This is a genomic window from Stenotrophomonas maltophilia R551-3 (assembly GCF_000020665.1).
Classification (GTDB): domain Bacteria; phylum Pseudomonadota; class Gammaproteobacteria; order Xanthomonadales; family Xanthomonadaceae; genus Stenotrophomonas; species Stenotrophomonas maltophilia_L.
Window position 1 is genome coordinate 1,611,297 of sequence record NC_011071.1, and the last position, 18,519, is coordinate 1,629,815.

The 18,519-nt window shown below is 66.0% G+C and carries 21 protein-coding genes and 1 tRNA gene; 14 read left to right on the top strand and 8 right to left on the bottom strand.

Going from position 1 to position 18,519, the window contains the following annotated elements:
• Positions 1–13: 13 nt before the first annotated feature.
• Complete coding sequence (locus tag SMAL_RS07330) at positions 14–415, bottom strand: helix-turn-helix domain-containing protein (RefSeq protein WP_012510633.1); 402 nt, start codon at positions 413–415, stop codon at positions 14–16.
• Positions 416–526: 111 nt separating this feature from the next.
• On the opposite strand from SMAL_RS07330, the gene SMAL_RS07335 reads away from it, so the two are divergent.
• Together SMAL_RS07335 and SMAL_RS07340 are read left to right on the top strand one after the other, a co-directional pair.
• Entirely contained in the window at positions 527–736 is a 210-nt protein-coding gene (locus SMAL_RS07335; protein WP_004152788.1) for a helix-turn-helix domain-containing protein, read from the top strand.
• A gap of 353 nt (positions 737–1,089) precedes the next feature.
• Positions 1,090–1,326 (top strand): hypothetical protein, encoded by a 237-nt coding sequence (locus tag SMAL_RS07340; protein ID WP_012510634.1) that lies wholly within the window; start codon positions 1,090–1,092, stop codon positions 1,324–1,326.
• Position 1,327: 1 nt separating this feature from the next.
• Here the strand turns inward: SMAL_RS07340 and SMAL_RS07345 are convergent, their stop codons facing one another.
• On the bottom strand, positions 1,328–2,377 hold the full coding sequence (locus SMAL_RS07345; protein WP_012510635.1) for a 4Fe-4S dicluster domain-containing protein: 1,050 nt from the start codon (positions 2,375–2,377) through the stop codon (positions 1,328–1,330).
• A complete protein-coding gene (locus SMAL_RS07350) occupies positions 2,374–2,661 on the bottom strand; it encodes a hypothetical protein (protein ID WP_012510636.1) in 288 nt (95 codons plus the stop codon). The genes SMAL_RS07345 and SMAL_RS07350 overlap by 4 nt, the downstream gene beginning before the upstream one ends.
• 178 nt (positions 2,662–2,839) lie before the next feature.
• Here SMAL_RS07350 and SMAL_RS07355 point away from each other — a divergent pair, with 178 nt between their 5' ends.
• Together SMAL_RS07355 and hemN are read left to right on the top strand one after the other, a co-directional pair.
• A complete protein-coding gene (locus SMAL_RS07355; protein WP_004152794.1) occupies positions 2,840–3,280 on the top strand; it encodes a group III truncated hemoglobin in 441 nt (146 codons plus the stop codon).
• 44 nt (positions 3,281–3,324) lie between these two features.
• Positions 3,325–4,734, top strand: coding sequence for an oxygen-independent coproporphyrinogen III oxidase (hemN, locus tag SMAL_RS07360; protein ID WP_012510637.1), 1,410 nt, complete (start codon positions 3,325–3,327; stop codon positions 4,732–4,734).
• A gap of 23 nt (positions 4,735–4,757) precedes the next feature.
• Here the strand turns inward: hemN and SMAL_RS07365 are convergent.
• Positions 4,758–4,844: transfer RNA gene (locus SMAL_RS07365), tRNA-Leu, on the bottom strand.
• Between the two features lie 141 nt (positions 4,845–4,985).
• On the opposite strand from SMAL_RS07365, the gene SMAL_RS07370 reads away from it, so the two are divergent.
• The 4 genes from SMAL_RS07370 (at position 4,986) to SMAL_RS07385 (ending at position 9,091) form a co-directional block, all read left to right on the top strand.
• Positions 4,986–5,420: a BLUF domain-containing protein gene (locus SMAL_RS07370; RefSeq protein ID WP_004152797.1), complete on the top strand. Its 435-nt coding sequence runs from the start codon at positions 4,986–4,988 to the stop codon at positions 5,418–5,420.
• Positions 5,421–5,561: 141 nt separating this feature from the next.
• Positions 5,562–6,848, top strand: coding sequence for a nucleotide sugar dehydrogenase (locus SMAL_RS07375; protein ID WP_012510638.1), 1,287 nt, complete (start codon positions 5,562–5,564; stop codon positions 6,846–6,848).
• Between the two features lie 55 nt (positions 6,849–6,903).
• Positions 6,904–8,526, top strand: a complete 1,623-nt coding sequence (locus tag SMAL_RS07380; RefSeq protein WP_012510639.1) for an FMN-binding glutamate synthase family protein — start codon at positions 6,904–6,906, stop codon at positions 8,524–8,526.
• 103 nt (positions 8,527–8,629) lie between these two features.
• Complete coding sequence (locus SMAL_RS07385) at positions 8,630–9,091, top strand: GNAT family N-acetyltransferase (RefSeq protein ID WP_012510640.1); 462 nt, start codon at positions 8,630–8,632, stop codon at positions 9,089–9,091.
• A gap of 109 nt (positions 9,092–9,200) precedes the next feature.
• On the opposite strand, the gene SMAL_RS07390 is transcribed toward SMAL_RS07385, so the two are convergent.
• Positions 9,201–10,448: a TIGR03862 family flavoprotein gene (locus tag SMAL_RS07390; protein WP_012510641.1), complete on the bottom strand. Its 1,248-nt coding sequence runs from the start codon at positions 10,446–10,448 to the stop codon at positions 9,201–9,203.
• Entirely contained in the window at positions 10,435–10,869 is a 435-nt protein-coding gene (locus tag SMAL_RS07395; RefSeq protein ID WP_004152813.1) for an FKBP-type peptidyl-prolyl cis-trans isomerase, read from the bottom strand. Before SMAL_RS07395 ends, SMAL_RS07390 begins: the two co-directional genes overlap by 14 nt.
• Before the next feature lie 70 nt (positions 10,870–10,939).
• On the opposite strand from SMAL_RS07395, the gene SMAL_RS07400 reads away from it, so the two are divergent.
• From SMAL_RS07400 to SMAL_RS07415, 4 genes are all read left to right on the top strand, one after another.
• Complete coding sequence (locus tag SMAL_RS07400) at positions 10,940–11,305, top strand: DUF6164 family protein (protein WP_012510642.1); 366 nt, start codon at positions 10,940–10,942, stop codon at positions 11,303–11,305.
• Positions 11,306–11,610: 305 nt separating this feature from the next.
• The gene (locus SMAL_RS07405; protein ID WP_012510643.1) at positions 11,611–12,378 is read left to right on the top strand and encodes a sulfurtransferase; all 768 of its coding nucleotides are present in this window, start codon (positions 11,611–11,613) and stop codon (positions 12,376–12,378) included.
• A gap of 208 nt (positions 12,379–12,586) precedes the next feature.
• Positions 12,587–13,582, top strand: coding sequence for an LLM class flavin-dependent oxidoreductase (locus SMAL_RS07410; RefSeq protein WP_012510644.1), 996 nt, complete (start codon positions 12,587–12,589; stop codon positions 13,580–13,582).
• Between the two features lie 68 nt (positions 13,583–13,650).
• The gene (locus SMAL_RS07415) at positions 13,651–14,148 is read left to right on the top strand and encodes a pyridoxamine 5'-phosphate oxidase family protein (RefSeq protein WP_012510645.1); all 498 of its coding nucleotides are present in this window, start codon (positions 13,651–13,653) and stop codon (positions 14,146–14,148) included.
• Positions 14,149–14,240: 92 nt separating this feature from the next.
• On the opposite strand, the gene SMAL_RS07420 is transcribed toward SMAL_RS07415, so the two are convergent.
• Both SMAL_RS07420 and SMAL_RS07425 read right to left on the bottom strand, forming a co-directional pair.
• Entirely contained in the window at positions 14,241–14,900 is a 660-nt protein-coding gene (locus tag SMAL_RS07420; RefSeq protein ID WP_012510646.1) for an exopolysaccharide biosynthesis protein, read from the bottom strand.
• The gene (locus SMAL_RS07425; RefSeq protein ID WP_041864498.1) at positions 14,884–16,188 is read right to left on the bottom strand and encodes a hemolysin family protein; all 1,305 of its coding nucleotides are present in this window, start codon (positions 16,186–16,188) and stop codon (positions 14,884–14,886) included. Before SMAL_RS07425 ends, SMAL_RS07420 begins: the two co-directional genes overlap by 17 nt.
• A gap of 292 nt (positions 16,189–16,480) precedes the next feature.
• Here SMAL_RS07425 and SMAL_RS07430 point away from each other — a divergent pair, with 292 nt between their 5' ends.
• Positions 16,481–17,107: a DUF47 domain-containing protein gene (locus SMAL_RS07430; protein WP_004152833.1), complete on the top strand. Its 627-nt coding sequence runs from the start codon at positions 16,481–16,483 to the stop codon at positions 17,105–17,107.
• A gap of 13 nt (positions 17,108–17,120) precedes the next feature.
• Positions 17,121–18,242: an inorganic phosphate transporter gene (locus SMAL_RS07435; protein ID WP_012510648.1), complete on the top strand. Its 1,122-nt coding sequence runs from the start codon at positions 17,121–17,123 to the stop codon at positions 18,240–18,242.
• The last annotated feature ends 277 nt before the right edge of the window (positions 18,243–18,519 follow it).

Consider the following 18,519-nt stretch of genomic DNA (forward strand, 5'->3'; position numbering starts at 1 on the left):
AGCGGCGGTGCGCTCACGTCATCGAGGTCATCAGCACGCGGGCGACCTTGCTGCGGCTGAAGCCATCCATCAGCAGCTCGAACGCGAGCAGGTCCAGCGCCGCGTGACGGCGGTGATCGATCTCCAGTCCGTTCTCGGCAACCAGGTGACTGACCAGTTCGTAGGCGTCCTGCCAGACGTCCAGGTGGGCCTGGCTGGGGATGTAGGCATTGCCGGGCTCACCTACGCCGAGCCCACTGATGCCGTACAGCAGTTCACGCGCGTCCAGCTTGGCCGCATCGGCGATGCGGAACAGCTGTTCGGCCTTCACATGCGAGGGACTGACATGGTCGTTGAGCCAGTTGCTGATGGTTGCCGTCGTCGAATGCGCGGCGCGGGCCAGATCGGCCGGGCGTGGATGCCCGGCTTTCTTCATGGCGGTGGCGAGTCGTTGGCCGAGAGTATTCATCTATGCAAGCCAGCTTAACGCGTGGAATGCGAAGAATCCTTGTCGCAAGAATAAGGCTGGTTAACAGAAGGACCGGCCATGACCGAATTCTGGAGCAAGGGGCAGGTGCGTACCCGGTTGGGCTTCCGGACCGACGCCGAACTGGCGCGTTTCTTCGGCATAAGCCGATCCGCAGTGTCGCAATGGCCCAGGGACTTTCCAATCCCGGCATTGCGGCAATACATCCTGCACCAGCGCTATCCGAATCTGTTCCCTGCAACTGAGGCCGCGGAAGGTAAATCCATCTGATCTGCGCCGCATTCTGTCGCATCTAGCACTCTAAGCACTTTTTGTTAAGTATGCTTAGCAACATAGGCAGATTCGATCAATCCGGGTTTGCCGATCAGTGATGTCTACTGGCGAGCGGAGCGGTCGAGGCAGGTCGCGTGTCGGCTTCGGACCATCCGGCGACCCCGTGGGCCCGTATGCAGTTTCGTGAACGATTAATAATTTCGATCACGAATGTCGCCGCATGTAATTGACCTGTCGTGAAATCTATGACTAATTGGCATCAACTGGGCGTGAAGCCCGGGAGTCTTTCAGTAGCACGCAAGTGAGTCGGTAGACCGTCAACAATGCAGAACAAGTCCAACGGAGGTCGTATGGAATACGGCATGCATGGCTTGGCTGAACGGGTACGCCGCGAACTGGAAGCCAGCTATCACAAACACGGATGCGGTCCGGCGTTCTGGGATACCTACCAGCAGGTGCTGGACCGCCTGGTCCCGCAGGGGACCGAGCGTACTGAAGTCACCAATGAAATGGCGTTGATCATCGAGCAGCTGGGCATCGTCCGACGAGCGCAGCTGGTCCCGCCGAACGCCAGCGGGCCGCGTTGATTCAGAGCAGGCGCCAGGCGCCGCAGGCAAGCAGCGCCAGCAGCATTGAAAGCAGGCCCAGGGTCCGCGGTCGCCACCAGCGCCGCGGTTGCCCGGCCATCGACTGTGGACTGCAATAGCGCACCAGCCCCGGACCGAAGCCGGCCCGGTGCTGTTGCTGTGCGCAGGCTTCCATGCAGGCGCCGCAGGCCAGGCAATCGGCCTGCGGCCCGTGGCGGATGTCCAGTTGCATCGGGCAGGCGTTGACGCAGGCAGCGCAGTCGGTGCAGTCGCCCAGGCGGTTGGCGCTGAAGACGGGCATCGGCCCGGCCAGCAACGGATGCGCAGCACGGAACACGTAGTCCTGCGCAGTTGTTGGATCGAGCAGGCCACGACCGCGGCCGAGAACGCCTCCCAGGCCGGAAGGCCGCGACCCGCGTGGTTCACCCCGACGCGCGTCGTACATCATGCGCGGCGTGTGTGGATCGGTCAGCAGCGGCTGCATGCGTGCGAACGGGCACAGCGAGCGGCAGACCTGCTCGCGCAGGAAGCCGGCATTGCCCAAGGTAGCGGTCGCATAGAACAGCACCCAGAACGTTTCCCAACGGCTCCAGCCCGCGTGCGGCAGCGCCGACACCAGTTCGCCGATTGGACTGAACAGTCCGACGAAGGTCATGCCGGTCCACAGTGACAACAGTCCCCAGGCCACCTGCGTGGCGGGGCGTGCCATTGATGCCGGCAGCATGCGGGCCACGGCGCGTGCGATCCAGTCGAAGGCACGGCGCCACAGTGTCTGCGGGCAGGCGTGGCCGCACCAGATGCGCCCGGCAAGATGGGTGAGCAGCGCAAGGCCCACCGCCAGCGCTGCCAATAGTCCGATCAGTACGCCGGCGTCGCCAGGCCACAGCGTCCAGCCGAACAGGTCGAAGCGTCGCGCGTTGATGTCCAGCAGCAGGGCCTGGCGACCGTCCCAGCGCAGCCACGGCAGTGCGTAGAACAGCACCAGCAGGGCGGCGCTGAGCGGGCCGCGCCAGTGCCACGGTCCGGGTGTCGTGGTGCAGGTCGTGCTCATCCCAGCGGCAGCTCGTCGTCGTCGTCGCTCGGCAACGGTCGTTGCAGATACCAGGTGACTGCACTGGACAGCGCCGTCACCGCCCAGAACATGAAGAAGCCAGCGCTGTAGCCCAGCTCGCGGCTGATCACCGTGCCGGGGAAGCTGATCGCCTGCAGGCGCAGCGGGTCGACGAAGGCGAAGAACACCACGCTGGCCACGCCGGCGGCAATGAAGCTGGGCCAGAGAATGGCGCCCCATTGCTGGATCAGTCGCTGGCGGCGGCTGGGAGAGGGTCTGTTCATGCTGTCCCGGTTCGAAAAGTGGGCGGCGCGTATACTCCGCCGGGCTGGCGCAGCATCCGCAGGGCATGCTTCCTGCAAGCGCGCCAGCCTAGGTGCAGCGGACTGCGCCGACATTGATCTGGATCAACGGTGGTGATGGCCGGCTGCGGCACACTGCCGGCAAGCTTTGGGTACCCCGATGACCGCAATACCTCCGCCAGCCCTTCCCGTCGCCTCGCCGGAGTTGTGCACCGAGCAGGAAGTCTCCCGCCTGGTCCACGACTTCTATGCCCGCGTGCGCGAGGAAGAACGGCTGGGGCCGGTGTTCGGCGCGCACGTCCATGATTGGCCGGAGCATCTGGCGCAGCTGGTCGACTTCTGGTCGGCGATGCTGCGTGGCACCCGCCGCTTCAAGGGCTCGCCGATGTCCAAGCACATGGCCATTGAACTGGACAAGGATCTGTTCGACCGCTGGCTGGTGCTGTTCCGGATCACCACTGCCGAATGCAACAACCCGCCGATGCAGGAACTGGCCAACGATGTGGCCGCACGCATCGGAGACACCTTCTGGAAGCGCTACCAGATGCTGCGCTGGCCGCAGGTCGGCCTGCCGGTGCTGGGGATCCCCGCCAAGGATTGATCTGGGTCAAGGCGGCGCAGGCCGCCCGGCGCGATGCTGGCGCCATGGACACGTTCTCTCCCGCCGCTGGCGGCCTGGCCTGGAATTTCGACCCCGACCTGCTGCGTCGGCACGACCGCCCGGGGCCGCGCTACACCTCGTATCCGACCGCGCCGCATTTCCATGATGGCTTCGACGCACCGGCGTTGCGCCAGGCAATTGCCGACAGCAACCAGCTGGCCCGCGCGCTGTCGCTGTACGTGCACGTGCCGTTCTGTTCCAGCCCGTGCTTCTACTGCGGCTGCAACCGGGTGATCAGCCGTGATCGCGGCCGTGGCCACAGCTATGTCTCGCGGGTGCTGGCCGAGGCCGACCTGCTGGCGCCGCAGTTCGAGGATGGTCGCGAGGTCATCCAGCTGCATCTGGGCGGCGGCACGCCGAACTTCCTCGACGCCGAGGCGATGACCACGCTGATCGAAGGGCTGCGCCGGCGTTTCGACTTCAGCGATTCGTCACAGCGCGATTTCTCCATCGAGCTCGATCCGCGCTTCATCGATACCCCCGACGTGGCGATGCTGGCCCGGCTGGGGTTCAACCGCGCAAGCCTGGGCGTGCAGGATTTCGACCCGCAGGTGCAGGAATCGATCAACCGCGTGCAGGGCGTGCAGCAGACGCTGGACATCCTGCGCGCCTGCCGCGACAGCGGCATGCGCTCGGTCAACGTCGACCTGATCTATGGCCTGCCGGGGCAAAGCCTGGAGGGCTTCGGGCGCACATTGGAACTGGTGCTGGCGCTGCGCCCGGATCGTTTGGCGGTCTACGGATATGCGCACCTGCCGCATCTGTTCCGCGCGCAGAAGCAGATCGACGAAAGCCGGTTGCCGTCGCCGGAAGACAAGCTGGCGCTGCTGGGCCTGGCGGTGGAGAGGCTCTCCGCGGCCGGCTACCAGTACATCGGCATGGATCACTTCGCGTTGCCGGAAGAGGACCTGTCACGCGCGCAGCGTGCCGGCCAGCTGCATCGCAATTTCATGGGCTACACCACCCACGCCGATACCGATCTGCTCGGCCTGGGCGTGAGTGCGATCAGCCACATCGGGGCCACTTACAGCCAGAATCCGCGTGACCTGCCGTCCTGGGAGGATGCGGTGGATCACGGCCAACTGCCAGTCTGGCGTGGCGTGGCACTGAGTGCCGACGATCAACTGCGCGCGGAACTGATCCAGCAGCTGATGTGCCAGGGCGAGGTGGATGGTGCCGTGCTGGGCCAGCGCCATGGTGTCGACTTCGAGCAGTACTTCGCCGAAGACCTGCGTTCGGTGCAACGCCTGCAGGACGACGGTCTGGCCGAGTACCGTGAGGGTGTGGTGCGCGCCAGTGAACCGGGACGGCCGCTGCTGCGGCTGCTGGCAATGTGCTTCGATCCGTACCTGCGCGCGGCGCATGAGCAGCCGCGTTATTCGCGCGCGATCTGACGGCTCGCTGCGCTGTGCGTGTGTGGTGCCCGGAGCCGGAATCGAACCGGCATGGGGTTGCCCCCGGCGGATTTTAAGTCCGATGCGTCTACCAGTTTCGCCATCCGGGCCTGCAGCGCGGCGCCGATTGTAGCCCACCTGCCGCACGACGGCTGGATTGCACCGGAGCAGTGACCTGCGGGGACGTGCTTAACTGTTGTGCCTGTTCATGTCATAGTCCCAACCATCGTTCCCAGGGGGGGAGCCACCTGATGTCGCTGCACGCGATTGCCTATGCCAGTGAGGCCCGCGCCGATCTGCAGACAACCGATCTTGACCGCCTGCTGGCCGATGCCACGGCATTCAATCGTGTAGCCGGCGTCACCGGCGTGCTGATGTTCGACGGCACGCGCTTCCTGCAGTACCTGGAGGGTCCGGAAGATGGCATCGATTCGGTGTTCCCGCGCATCCTCAACGCGCGCAGTCATGGGCAGCTGAAGGTGTTGTGCCGCGCCCCGGTTGCGCAGCGTGCGTTCCCGCGCTGGTCGATGGGCACGCGCCGGATCGAAGCGGACCTGCTTGCGCAGATCATCGACGCCGCCTGGCCGGGCTTCCTGCTGGGCAGCGGTGGCTTCGAACGCCTGCGCCAGGCCTGGACCGGTGCTGATGGCGAGCTCGAACCGGCAGCGGTGGCACTGGGGTCCTGAACCGCCTTGGCGGCGGGGGGGCGAGGCCGTTACGCTGTAGTCTTTCCGGCGTGGGTTCCTCCGAGTGGTACAGCGAATGAGCGTATTGGCCGAAGCCATGGCTGCGAACGTGAAGCCTTGCCTGTTGCACAGGGCGTGCCGATGAGTGTGCCTGTTGCAGCGGCCGACGCACCCCGTTTTGCGGTGATCGGCCTGGGCTATGTCGGCCTGCCGCTGGCGGTGGCCTTCGGCCGGCACTGGCCGACGCTGGGTTTCGACATCGATGCCGGGCGCATCGCCGAGCTGCGCAAAGGCGTGGATCACACGCTGGAAATGGAAGCCGACGAGCTGGTCACTGCGCAGCTGCTGGAGTACGGCAGTGATCCGGATCTGCTTGACGCGTGCAACGTCTATGTCGTGACCGTGCCGACGCCGATCGATGCCTACGAGCAGCCCGACCTGGAGCCGCTGCGCTCGGCGACGCGGTTGATCGCCAGCCACCTGCGTGCCGGCGACCTGGTGATCTACGAATCCACGGTGTATCCAGGCACCACCGAAGAAGTGTGCGTGCCGCTGCTGGAGCAGGGCTCCGGCCTGCGCTTCAACGAAGATTTCTATTGCGGCTACAGCCCGGAACGGGTCAGCCCCGGTGATCGCCAGCGACGCCTGGCCGACATCCGCAAGATCACCTCCGGCTCGACCCCGGGCGTCGCTGCGGTGATCGACGGCCTGTACCAGCGCATCATCGCTGCCGGTACGTTCCCGGCGCCGTCGATGCGCGTGGCCGAAGCGGCCAAGGTGGTCGAGAACATCCAGCGTGACGTCAACATCGCGCTGGTCAACGAGCTGGCACTGATCTTCGACCGGCTCGGCATCGATACCCAGGACGTGCTCGACGCGGCCGGCAGCAAGTGGAACTTCCTGCCGTTCCGCCCGGGCCTGGTCGGTGGCCATTGCATCGGCGTGGATCCGTATTACCTGTTGCACAAGTCCGAGAGCGTGGGTTTCCACCCGGACCTGATCCATACCGCGCGGCAGGTCAACAACCGCGTGGGTGAACACGTGGCGACGCGGGTGCTGGCAATGCTGGCCGAACGCGACCGCGCTCCGGCGCAGGCACGGATCCTGGTACTGGGTGTGACCTTCAAGGAAGACTGCCCGGACCTGCGCAACAGCCGCGCGCTGGAACTGGCGCAGCGCCTGCGCGATGCCGGTGCCCAGGTCGAGGTCAGCGACCCATGGGTGGGCCCCGCCGCATTGGCCGGCGAAGGCGTGCAGTGGCTGGCCGAGCCGGCAGCAGGCTGCTACGACGCGGTGGTGCTGGCCGTGGCCCATGCCCACTTCAAGGCGATGGATGAAGCACGGATCCGCAGCCTGCTGGCGCCCGGCGGCCTGGTCTACGACGTGAAATCGGCCTGGCCGCGCAACGTGGTTGATGATCGACTGTAAACCCTGCGGACAGGCGGCGCGGTAGACTCGGGGGCAGTTGCAACCGAGGAAAGCCATGCACCGGTATATCGTCTACCTGCTCGCCATCCTGATGTTCCCGATCTGCCTGTGGCTGGCCGTGATATGGCCGGCCTGGTACTGGGGCGTCGGCCTGACTGCCGCGATGGTGGCGCTGGGGACCTGGGACCTGCTGCAGAAGCGCAGCACGCTGCGCCGCAATTATCCGGTGATGGCGCACTTCCGCTACGGCCTGGAATCGATCGGCCCGGAGATCCGCCAGTACTTCGTGCAGAGCGACCTGGAGGACGTGCCGTTCTCGCGGCAGCAGCGCGCGCTGATCTACCAGCGCGCCAAGAACGAAATGGACACGGTGCCGTTCGGTACCCTGCGCAGTACGTACGCTGTGGACTACGAGTGGATCAACCATTCGCTGGCGCCGACCGCCATCGCCAAGCATGACTTCCGCGTGCTGATCGGTGCCAGCTGCGCCAAGCCCTATTCGGCCAGCGTGTTCAATATCTCGGCAATGAGCTTTGGCTCGCTGTCGGCCAATGCGATCCGTGCGCTGAACGAAGGCGCGCGCCGCGGCGGCTTCTACCACGACACCGGCGAAGGCTCGATTTCACCCTATCACCGCGAAATGGGGGGTGACCTGGTGTGGGAGATCGGCTCGGGCTACTTCGGTTGCCGCGACGAGAAGGGCGGTTTCAGCGAAGAGCGCTTCGTTGCCAACGCCACCCATGACCAGGTCAAGATGATCGAGATCAAGCTGTCGCAGGGTGCCAAGCCCGGCCACGGCGGCGTGCTGCCGGCGCCGAAGGTGACCGCCGAGATTTCGGTGACCCGTGGCGTCCCGATGGGCGTGGATTGCGTGTCGCCGTCGCGTCACTCGGCATTCTCCACGCCGGTCGAGCTGCTGCAGTTCGTCGCCCGCCTGCGCGAGTTGTCAGGCGGAAAGCCGGTCGGCTTCAAGCTGGCCATTGGCCATCCGTGGGAGTGGTTCGGCATCGCCAAGGCGATGCAGGAGACCGGCCTGCTGCCGGACTTCATCGTGGTCGATGGTGCCGAGGGTGGTACCGGCGCAGCCCCGGCCGAGTTCGTCGACCATGTCGGCGTGCCGATGCATGAAGCCCTTTTGCTGGTGCACAACACTCTGGTCGGTCTGGACCTGCGTGACCGCATCCGCATCGGCGCGGCGGGAAAGATCACCAGTGCCTTCGACATCGCGCGCACCATCGCGCTCGGGGCCGACTGGTGCAATGCCGGCCGTGGCTTCATGTTCGCGCTGGGCTGCATCCAGTCGCTGAGCTGCCACACCGACAAGTGCCCGACCGGCATCGCCACGCAGGACCCGGCACGCTGGAAGCACCTTGATGCGCCGGACAAGGCAACGCGTGTGTACAGCTACCACGAGCACACACTGCACGCCTTGAAGGAGCTGCTCTGCGCTGCTGGCTTGAATGACCCGGCGGAGCTGGGCCCGGAGCACATCCTGCGTCGTGTTTCGCCCGTTGAGATCCGTTCGCTGGCGTCACTGTACCGTTATCTGGAACCGGGCGAGCTGCTGCACAAGGTGCCGGACCACGCGGTGTTCCATGCGTTCTGGGCCGATGCACGCAGCGACTCGTTCCAGCCACCGCCGAAGATCCAGGCGTTGCGCGCCAGCAAATCGCGATGACGCTTCTGTAGAGTCGAGTCTTGCTCGACTGCCTTTCAATCAGGCATCGCGACGTTGGAACGAAGAACAGCCGAGCATGGGCTCGGCGCTACAAGGAGGCGTCATGCAGTTCAGGACCGGCACCATGGCCGACGTGGCCACGTTGTGGGCGCTGCGTACGCGCTGCGTGCGCGAAACCTGCAGTAGCCACTACCCGCCGGAGGTGATCGCCCCCTGGTCGGCTTCACCGCCGCCGGTGCAGTACGCGCGGTTGCTGGGGCAGGGCGGTTGCGTGGTGGCTGAGGACACGCAGGGAGACCTGCTGGGCTTCGGCGTGTTTGATCTAGAGGCCAACGAAGTGGATGCGTTGTTCGTCGACCCGGATCAGGGCGGCAGGGGCATCGGCCAGGCCCTGATGCAGCGCCTGTTGGCGATGGCCGACCAGGAGCGCGAGGTCGTGCTGTCGGCCTCGCTCAATGCCGTACCGTTCTACCAGCGGCAGGGCTTCATCAGTGTGCGCGAAGAGGCTTACCCGCATCCCAGTGGTGTTTCGCTGGCCTCGGTGAGCATGCGCAGGCCGTGGTGACCAGTGTGTAGAGCCGAGCTCGCGCTCGGCTGCTTTTGATTCAAGCCGAGCATAGGCTCGGCTCTACAACGCAATGCAGTCGAGCAAGCTCGACTCTACAGGGCGGGCTTCAGCGCCCGGTCAACCACCCGATCACGCCTTCCGCTGCACGCAGGCCACTGGCGTAGCACGCAGTCAGCAGGTAGCCACCCGTCGGCGCCTCCCAGTCCAGCATTTCGCCGGCACAGAACACGCCGGGCACTGCCCGCAGCATCAAGCCCTCATCCATCGCATCCAGGCGCACGCCACCGGCGGTGCTGATCACTTCGGCCATCGGCCGCGGGCGCAGCAGCCGCAGCGGCAGACGCTTGAGCGTGGCAACCACGGCGGTCAGATCGTTGCCCGCTTCCTTGCCGAGGAGCTCGAACACCAGCGCGGCCTTCACCGCATCCAGACCGGCCTGACGGCGCAGGTGTTCGCCGAAACTGCGACCCTTGCGCGGGCGCGACAGGTCGGCCAGCAGGCGTGCCTCGTCGCGTCCCGGCACAAGGTCCAGCCACAGCATGGCGTGGCCATCGCGGTTGATGGTCTCGCGCAGATCAGCCGCCAACGCGTAGACCAGGCTGCCTTCGATGCCGTACTCGCTGGCCACGCATTCGCCCTGCAGCGACCGCGGCTGGCCGGCCAGGTCGATCCAGTGCGCAACGACCGGCTTCAGCGGCGCGCCGGCGTTGCGCTGGGCAAAGAACGGCGTCCAGTCGACGTCGAAGCCGCAGTTGGCTGACTGCAGCGGCGCAATCTCCACACCCTGTGCCTGCAATGGTGTGACCCAGGCGCCGTCACTGCCGAGCTGTGGCCAGCTGCCACCACCGACGGCCAGCACGGTGGCATCGGCGTGGACCGCGATCTCACCCTCTTCTGTGGTGAAGCGCAGGGCGCCGTCGTCACTCCAGCCGATCCAGCGATGGTTGGCATGCAGGCGCACGCCCTGTTCCTTCAATCGGCGTACCCAGCCGCGCAGCAGCGGTGCCGCCTTGCGGTCGACCGGGAACACGCGCCCGGAGCTGCCGACGTAGGTTTCCACGCCGAAATCGGCGGCCCAATCGCGCAGCGCCTGCGCATCGAAGCTGTCCAGCCATCGACCGACCGCGGCCGCCTGCTCGCGGTAGCGGCTGTCGAACAACGGGCGCGGCTCGGAGTGGGTGAGGTTGAGCCCACCCTTGCCGGCGATCAGGAACTTGCGGCCGGGCGAACCCTTGGCCTCGTACAGGTCGACCTGCAGCCCGGCCGCGCGCAGGCGCTCGGCGGCGAACAGGCCGGCCGGACCACCGCCGACGACGGCGACCCGGGGTGGCATTGCGGTATTACGGTTTGACATCGAGCAGCTCGACATCGAACACCAGCGACGAGCCAGCCGGGATCGGGCCGACGCGACGGTCGCCGTAGCCGTAGTCCGGCGGAATCATCAGGGTGCGCTTGCCACCGACCTTCATGCCGGCCACGCCCTCATCCCAGCCGCGGATGACCTGGCCGGCGCCGAGCGCGAAGGTGAACGGTTCGCCACGGCTGACCGAGCTGTCGAAGGTTTTGCCGTGCTTGGTTTCGGTGCGGTTGTCGTAGATCCAGCCGGTGTAGTGCACGGTGACCTTGTTGCCGGCAACGGCTTCGGTGCCGGTGCCCGGGACGGTATCGATGCGCTCGAAGGTGGTCAGGGTGCCACCCGGCGGTGGGCCGGACGGTTCTGTCGAGCAGCCAACGGCGGCGAGGGACAGCAGCAGGGGAAGCAGCAGGCGGCGCATCGGGCGTCTCCGGAAGGGCGCAGGGCGAGGGCGGCAAGGGTAGCGCATCGGCGCCGGGTATCATGGGGGCATGGCAAAACTCCTGCTCAATCTGCGCAATGTCGGCAACGACGAATATGCCGATGTCTGCACGCTGCTCGACCAGCACGGCATCGCCTGGTATCGCACCGAACCCAGCCCGTGGGGCATCTCCAACGGTGGCCTGTGGCTGCGCGAGGACGCCGATCATCCGCGCGCCAAGGCGCTGATGGCCGAGTACCAGGCCGAACGCGGGCCGCGCATCCGTGCCGAGCGCGAGCAGGCCCTGCGCGATGGCACCGCCGAGACTTTCGGCAGCCTGCTGCGGCGGCGGCCTGTGTACGTGGTGCTGGTGCTGCTGGCGATGGCCGGTGCGGCGGCGCTGGTGCTGCTGCCGTTCGTGCTGTTGCGGGGGTAAGGGGGGCTTCTGGCCGGGTTGCACCCGGCACCCGCCGATGCCAGGGCAACTACAACAGCAACAGCAACAGCAACAGCAACAGCAGGCAAGCCGTGGTGGGCAGGGCGGTGTGGGCAGGCGGGACACGCCGTAAACCCGTCCATGGGGGCTCGATGGCGCCATCCATGGCGCCAACGGTCCCGCCTGCCCACACCGCCCCGCCTCTGACAGATTCCGGGTGCCTGCCGGGGTCGGATCCCTCTGCTGCGCAGAGGGCTCTGACCCCTGAATCTGATTCTGGGGTGGTCTGGCGCTAAAATGGCAGGATGATCGCCAATACCGCTGCCTACCATTTCGCCGTCATCGACGCCCCCCAGGCCTTGTGCGACCAGTTGCTGGCGCGCGCCGAGGCGGCGCAGCTGCGTGGCACGATCCTGGTGGCGGGCGAGGGGCTGAACCTGTTCCTGGCCGGTGCGCCGGAGGCGGTCGAAAGTTTCTATGCGGTGCTGCGTACCGATGCGCGCTTTGCCGATATGCGGGTCAAGACCAGTTTCAGCGAGCACCAGCCGTTCGTGCGGCTGAAGGCCAAGGTGAAGGACGAGATCATCAGCTTCCGTCGCGATGACGGCCAGCCGCTGGATTACCCGCGCGCACCTGCGGTCGACCCGGCCACCGTGCAGCGCTGGTTGCGCCAGGGTCATGACGACGCCGGTAAGCCGGTGGTGATGCTCGATACGCGCAATCTGCAGGAAGTGGAGTACGGCACCTTCAAGGATGCGCTGGTCTTGCCGATCCACAAGTTCACCGACCTGCCCGAGGCGTTGGCGCCGCACCGCGAAGCGTTGAAGGACAGCACGGTGGTCAGTTTCTGCACCGGCGGCATCCGTTGCGAGAAGGCGGCGCTGTGGATGGTCAACGACGGCATGGACAACGTGCTGCAGCTCGACGGCGGCATCCTCGGCTATTTCGAGGAGGTGGGGGGCGAAGGCTATGAAGGCCGCTGCTTCGTGTTTGATGAGCGCGTGGCGCTGGATGCCGGACTGAAGCCAATGGTCGACCAGCCGCTGCCGGAGCCGCGCCCCAGCGCGTTCTGACGCTTCCTTGGTAGAGCCGGCCGCTGGCCGGCTGCAAGGGCTCTCCGTCTGCCGGCCAGCGGCCGGCACTACCCAATACGCATGGCACCCCGGGCCATGCCCGGCGGCCCTGAACCCGCCCCACGGGAATCAGCATCCCGCTACCGTCACTGGCCGCCGCGCCTGACCGACCCCATGCATGGGGAATCCTGTGACGGAAAACCGCCTGATGATTCCATTGTCGATTCTCGACCTGGCCCCGGTCTGCGAGGGCAGTGACACCACCGCCGCCTTCGCCAACATGCTGGAGCTGGCCCAGCATGCCGATGCGCTGGGCTACCGCCGCTACTGGCTGGCCGAACACCACAACATGCCCGGCATCGCCAGCGCCGCCACCGCGGTGCTGATCGGCCATGTCGCCGGTGGAACAAAGCGCATCCGCGTCGGTGCTGGCGGCATCATGCTACCCAATCATGCGCCGCTGCAGGTGGCCGAGCAGTTCGGCACGCTCGCCTCGTTGTATCCGGACCGCATCGATCTCGGCCTGGGCCGTGCGCCGGGCACCGATCAGCCGACCGCGCGTGCATTGCGCCGCTACTTCGACAGCGCTGACCAGTTCCCACAGGACGTGCGCGAGCTGCTGCACTACTTCGAGCCGGTGCAGCCCGGGCAGGCGGTGCAGGCCGTTCCGGGTGGTGGCCTGCGGGTGCCGACCTGGATCCTCGGTTCCAGCCTGTTCGGTGCGCGCATGGCCGCGTCGATGGGTCTGCCATACGCGTTTGCCTCGCACTTCGCACCGGATGTGATGGACGAAGCGCTGGCGGTGTACCGCCGCGAATTCCGCCCCTCGGGCACGCTGAAGCAGCCGCACGCGATGCTGGCCCTGAACGTCGTTGCCAGCGACAGCGAAGCCGAATCGCGGCGCCTGTTCACCAGCCAGCAGCAGAGTTTCGTGAACCTGCGTCGTGGCCGACCGGGCAAGATTCCGGCACCCATCGACGACATCGAGTCCTTCTGGGAGCCGCACGAAAAAGTGGGCGTGGAGCGGGCACTGGCCTGCACCGTGCTGGGGGATCCGCAGCAGGTGGCGGAAGGCATCGCCGCGTTTGTCGAGCGCCACAAGCCGGACGAGCTGATGCTCACCGCCAACCTGTATGACCACCGTGCGCGCCTGCGCTCGTTCGAACTGGCGATGCAGGCCTGGCACGCCCGCCACGCGGGCTGAACAATTGCGTCACGGCCCATTGCGGCCGAACCGCGTCTGATGGGGGCTCATATCGAAGGAGCCCCCACATGGCCGACACCCGCGCCGAACACATTGCCCAACTGGCAGAACTGATCAAGGACGTGGAGGTGGCGATGTTCACCACCACCGGCGTCGACGGCCGCCTCTACAGCCGGCCGCTGGCCACCCAGCAGGTCACCTTCGACGGTGATCTGTGGTTCGTCATCACTGCCGACAGCCCGAAGGTGGCCGAGATTGCGCTCGACCCGCGCGTCAACGTGGCCTATGCCTCGCCATCGAAGAACACCTATGTGTCGGTGGCCGGGCGCGCGCGCGTGGTTGATGATCGCGCGAAGATCGAGGAACTGTGGTCGCCAGCGATGAAGCTGTTCTTCCCCGGTGGCAAGGATGATCCCAACCTGCGCCTGATCCATGTGCGTGCCGATTCGGCCGAGTACTGGGATGGCCCGGGTACGTTGCTGGGCAAGGCGTTGACGTTCGTGTTGTCGGCAGTGCAGGACGAGCCCGGGCAGTTGGCCGACAACGGATTCATTGACCTTCGGTGATGGCAGTAACCCGCCGGGCATGGCCCGGCGCTACCGGGCGTGGCTCGTGGGGGTAGCGCCGGGCCATGCCCGGCGAGCGCAGCGGCGCGCGCTCAGAACCAGCGCTGGAACAACTCCACCGTATAGCCCACCAGCTGCCCCGAACTGAAACCGAAGAAGGCGATCGCCGCCAATGCCGCGATCCAGTTGAACAGCATCAGTGCGCCATCGCGTTCCAGCAGCGCCAGCGCGAACAGCAGCAGCTGGAAGCCGAACAGGAAGTTGGTGAAGGGGATCGGCAACGACAGCAGCAGGCCCAGCAACACCAGCAGCATGCCGCTGAAGGCGTGCGCCGGCAGCGGTGTCAGCAGCTGCGGCAGGCGCGGTTTCAGCATCTTGTCCAGGCGCCGCAGCGGGCGATCGATGCGGTCCAGGAAACGGTGCATGGTGCCGCGCTTGGGCCCGCGACGGGCGATGAAGCCGGGCAGCCACGGTCGGCGCAGGCAGAACAGCATCTGCAGGCCGATCAGGATCACCAGCGGGCCGCTGACCGCGCCGCCCATGCCCGGGATCGGGATGAACGACGGCAGGATCGCCACGAACAGGAACACGCCGAACGCGCTTTGCTGCAGGTTGCACAGGATCTGGCCGAGCGGCATGTGCTCGGCCGGGTCGCCGGAGGCGAACATCTCCAGCAGGGTGCGGATGCCCTCGTTGCGGTAGGCCGGGCGCTCAGGGCCCGGTCCCTGGCCGGCCTCAGGCGGTGAGCTCATCGGCCTGCTCGTCCGACAGCGTGCGCAGCAGCAGCTTGTCCACGCGGGCACCGTCCAGGTCGACCACCTCGAAGCGCCAGCCAGCCCAGTCGAAGTATTCGCCCGCATGCGGGATGCGGCCGAAGTAGTGGATGCACATGCCGGCCAGGGTGTAGTAGTCGCCATCCTCGGCATCGGGCAGGTCGTTGCTGCCGATCAGCTCGCGCAGGTCTTCGATCGGCAACGAACCATCCACCAACAGCGAACCATCTTCGCGGGTCACCACCAGCGCATCTTCGTCGGCATTTTCGGTGGCCTGCAGACGGCCAACCACCGCGCCCATCAGATCGCTGATGGTCACCAGGCCCTGGATCTCGCCGTATTCGTCCACCACCAGCGCCATCGACTGCTGTTCCTCGCGGAAGATCTCCAGCAGCTTCATCGCGTGGGTGGATTCAGACACGTAAAGCGGCTCGCGCAGGGTCTGGAACAGCGCGTTGTCACCGCGCGCCATGCGCGTGGCCAGCGACTTCAGTTCCAGCACACCGACCACGTCCATGTCGTTGTCGCGGTACACCGGGTACCGCGAAAACTCATGCTCGGCCATGATCTCCAGGTTCTTGTCCAGACCGCCCTGCGTGTCCAGCCAGGCAATCCGGTTGCGCGGGGTCATCAGACTGTCGGCGGTACGATCGCCCAGGCGCATGACGCGGTTCATCATGTCGCGCTCGTGGGCGTCGATCACGCCGGCCTCGTGGCTTTCGGCCACCAGCATGCGGATCTCTTCTTCAGTTACCGAGGCGACTTCATCCTTGCCCAGGCCGAACAGGCGCAGCACCAGCTGGGTGGTCTTGGACAGCAGCCAGACGAAAGGCAGGGCCAGTTTGGCCAGCCAGCTCATCGGCATTGCCACCAGGCTGGCAATGGCCTCCGAACGGGTCAGCGCCAGTCGCTTGGGCACCAGTTCGCCGAAGATCAGCGTGATGAAGGTGATCAGGCTGACCGCCAGCGCGGTACCGACATTGCCGGCGTAGGCAAAGCCGGGCATCAGGCCCTGGATCCAGCCGGCGAAGGCCTCGCCCAGCGCTTCACCGCCGAGGTAGCCGGTCAGCACACCGATCACGGTGATGCCGATCTGCACGGTGGACAGGAAGCTTTCCGGCTTCTCCGACAGCTCCAGTGCCTTGGCGGCGCGCTTGGAGGTGCCGGCCATCTGCTTCAGGCGGCTCTTTCGCGAGGTCATGACCGACATCTCGGACATGGCGAAGAAGCCGTTCAACAGAACCAGCGCGAAGACAATCAGGATCATTTCAAACACGGGCATCGTCCCCGGTTGGTGGCAGGGAGGGCGGGTGCTTGCGATGGCGGCAGGCGCTCAGGAACCGGGTCCGGCGCGGCGCAGGGGGATAAGGGTCGTCGTCCATAAGGTGCGCCCGAGGGCGCGCTGGCATCTTAGCAAAGGGCCGTGGCAGGGTGGCAACTGCCTGTTCAGGTTGAGGGTCTCCAGGCCCCGAAAGGAGGCGGGGATACCCGAGATGGTCATCTAGCCGTCATAATTCCGTCTGGTGCCGTCCTTCCCGCGACGGCTGACAGGTTTCTCAATGTTCTCTCTGCAGACCATTTTCGGTTCCGGCAAACAGTTCTACACCCTGCTCGATGAGGCTGCCGTCGCGGCGTCCGACGCCGCCAAGGCGCTGCACTCCATGCTGCGCGAGGCCGACCGCCAGCCCGCGCTGGACGCTTTCAAGCTGGCCCGCCTGCGCGAACGCGCGGCCTCGGACAAGATCAGCCAGGCGCTGGTGGACAGCTTCATGACCCCGATCGAGCGCGAGGACATCGAGGCGCTGGGCTCGGCGCTGTACAAGATTCCCAAGCAGATCGAGAAGTTCGCCGATCGCTATTCGCTGGCCACGACCCACCTGGAGCACATCGACTTCGCGCCGCGCGCGGCGATGCTGGAGCAGGCTGCCGGCGTGGTGGTGGAGATGGTGGCCGACCTGCGCCACATGAACCTGGACCGGATGACCGCGCTCAACGAGAAGCTGCGCTCGCTGGAGAACGAGGCCGACCGCCTGATGCTCGAGCTGTACCGCGACATCTATTCGGGCCGCCTGGACAACCTGCAGATGTTCCTGCTGAAGGAATTCTTCGAGATCCTGGAAAAGGCCATCGACCGCTGCCGCGAGGCCGGCGTCGTGGCATACCAGATCGTGTTGAAGAACAGCTGACGGACGCCGCCGCATGTTGACCCTTGTCCTGGTGGTGATCCTGGCCGCACTCGTCTTCGAGTTCATCAACGGCTTCCACGACACCGCCAACTCCATTGCCACCGTGGTGGCGACCAAAGTGCTCTCGCCCGGCTGGGCGGTGATGCTGGCCGCTTTCATGAACCTCATCGGTGCACTGACCGGTACCGCGGTGGCGCTGACCATCGCTTCGGGCCTGCTCAACACCAACGTGGTCGACGTGACCCCGCAGGTGATCCTGTGCGCGCTGCTGGGCGGCATCATCTGGAACCTGATCACCTGGTGGAAGGGGCTGCCGTCCTCGTCCTCGCACGCGCTGATCGGCGGCCTCTGCGGCGCCGGCCTCGCGGCGGCCCACAACAACTGGGACGCGCTGATCTGGTCCGAGCGCCTGGGCAGCTGGGCGCAGAACAAGGGCCTGCTGTGGAAGGTGTTCGTGCCGATGATCACCTCGCCGATCGCCGGCTTCCTGCTCGGCATCGTGGTGATGGTGCTGCTGTGGGGCTTGATCGCCGGCCTGGCCAAGATCGGTGGTGCCATCGGCCGCCTGGCCCGTCCGCGCATCGTCAACGCCTTCTTCGGCAAGGCACAGATCGCCTCGGCGGCCTACATGGGCTTTGCCCACGGCCACAATGACGCGCAGAAGACCATGGGCATCATCGCGATGACCCTGATCGGTGCCGAAGCGACCGGCGCACTGAACGACCTGCCGTCGTGGCTGGCCTTCATGCACCCGGACGCGCATGCCGGCGACGGCATCGCCATGTGGATCGTGCTGACCTGCGCGGTGGTGATGGCTGCCGGTACCGCTTCGGGCGGCTGGAAGATCATCAAGACCCTGGGTCACAAGATGGTCAAGCTGCACCCCATCCATGGCTTCGCCGCAGAGACCAGCTCGGCAACCATCCTGACCCTGGCGGCCCACTTCGGCATGCCGGTCTCGACCACGCACAGCATCTCCACCGCGATCATGGGCGTCGGCTTCGCCAAGAACCCGCGTTCGCTGAAGTTCGGCGTGATCGAACGCATCGTCTGGGCCTGGATCCTGACCATTCCGGCAGCAGGTGGTTGTGCGTACCTGATCCTGAAGCTGTTCGAACTGTTCGGCTGGGCCTGATCGCCGCGCCAAGGTGCACACGAAAAAGCCCGCCGGATACCGGCGGGCTTTTTTCATGGGCAGAGCATTCTTCCGGACACATCGTGTCGACCAAGGTCGACACCTACCAGAGCAGAACCAGGGTCAGAGCCCGTTGCCAAGCAATGGGATCCGCCCCCGTGCCGACCAACGGTCGGCACCCACCAACAGCCGCAGGAATCTGTCAGCGGCGGGGTGGGGTGGGGTTGCAGGACCGTTGGCGCCATGGATGGCGCCATCGAGCCCCCATGGATGGGTT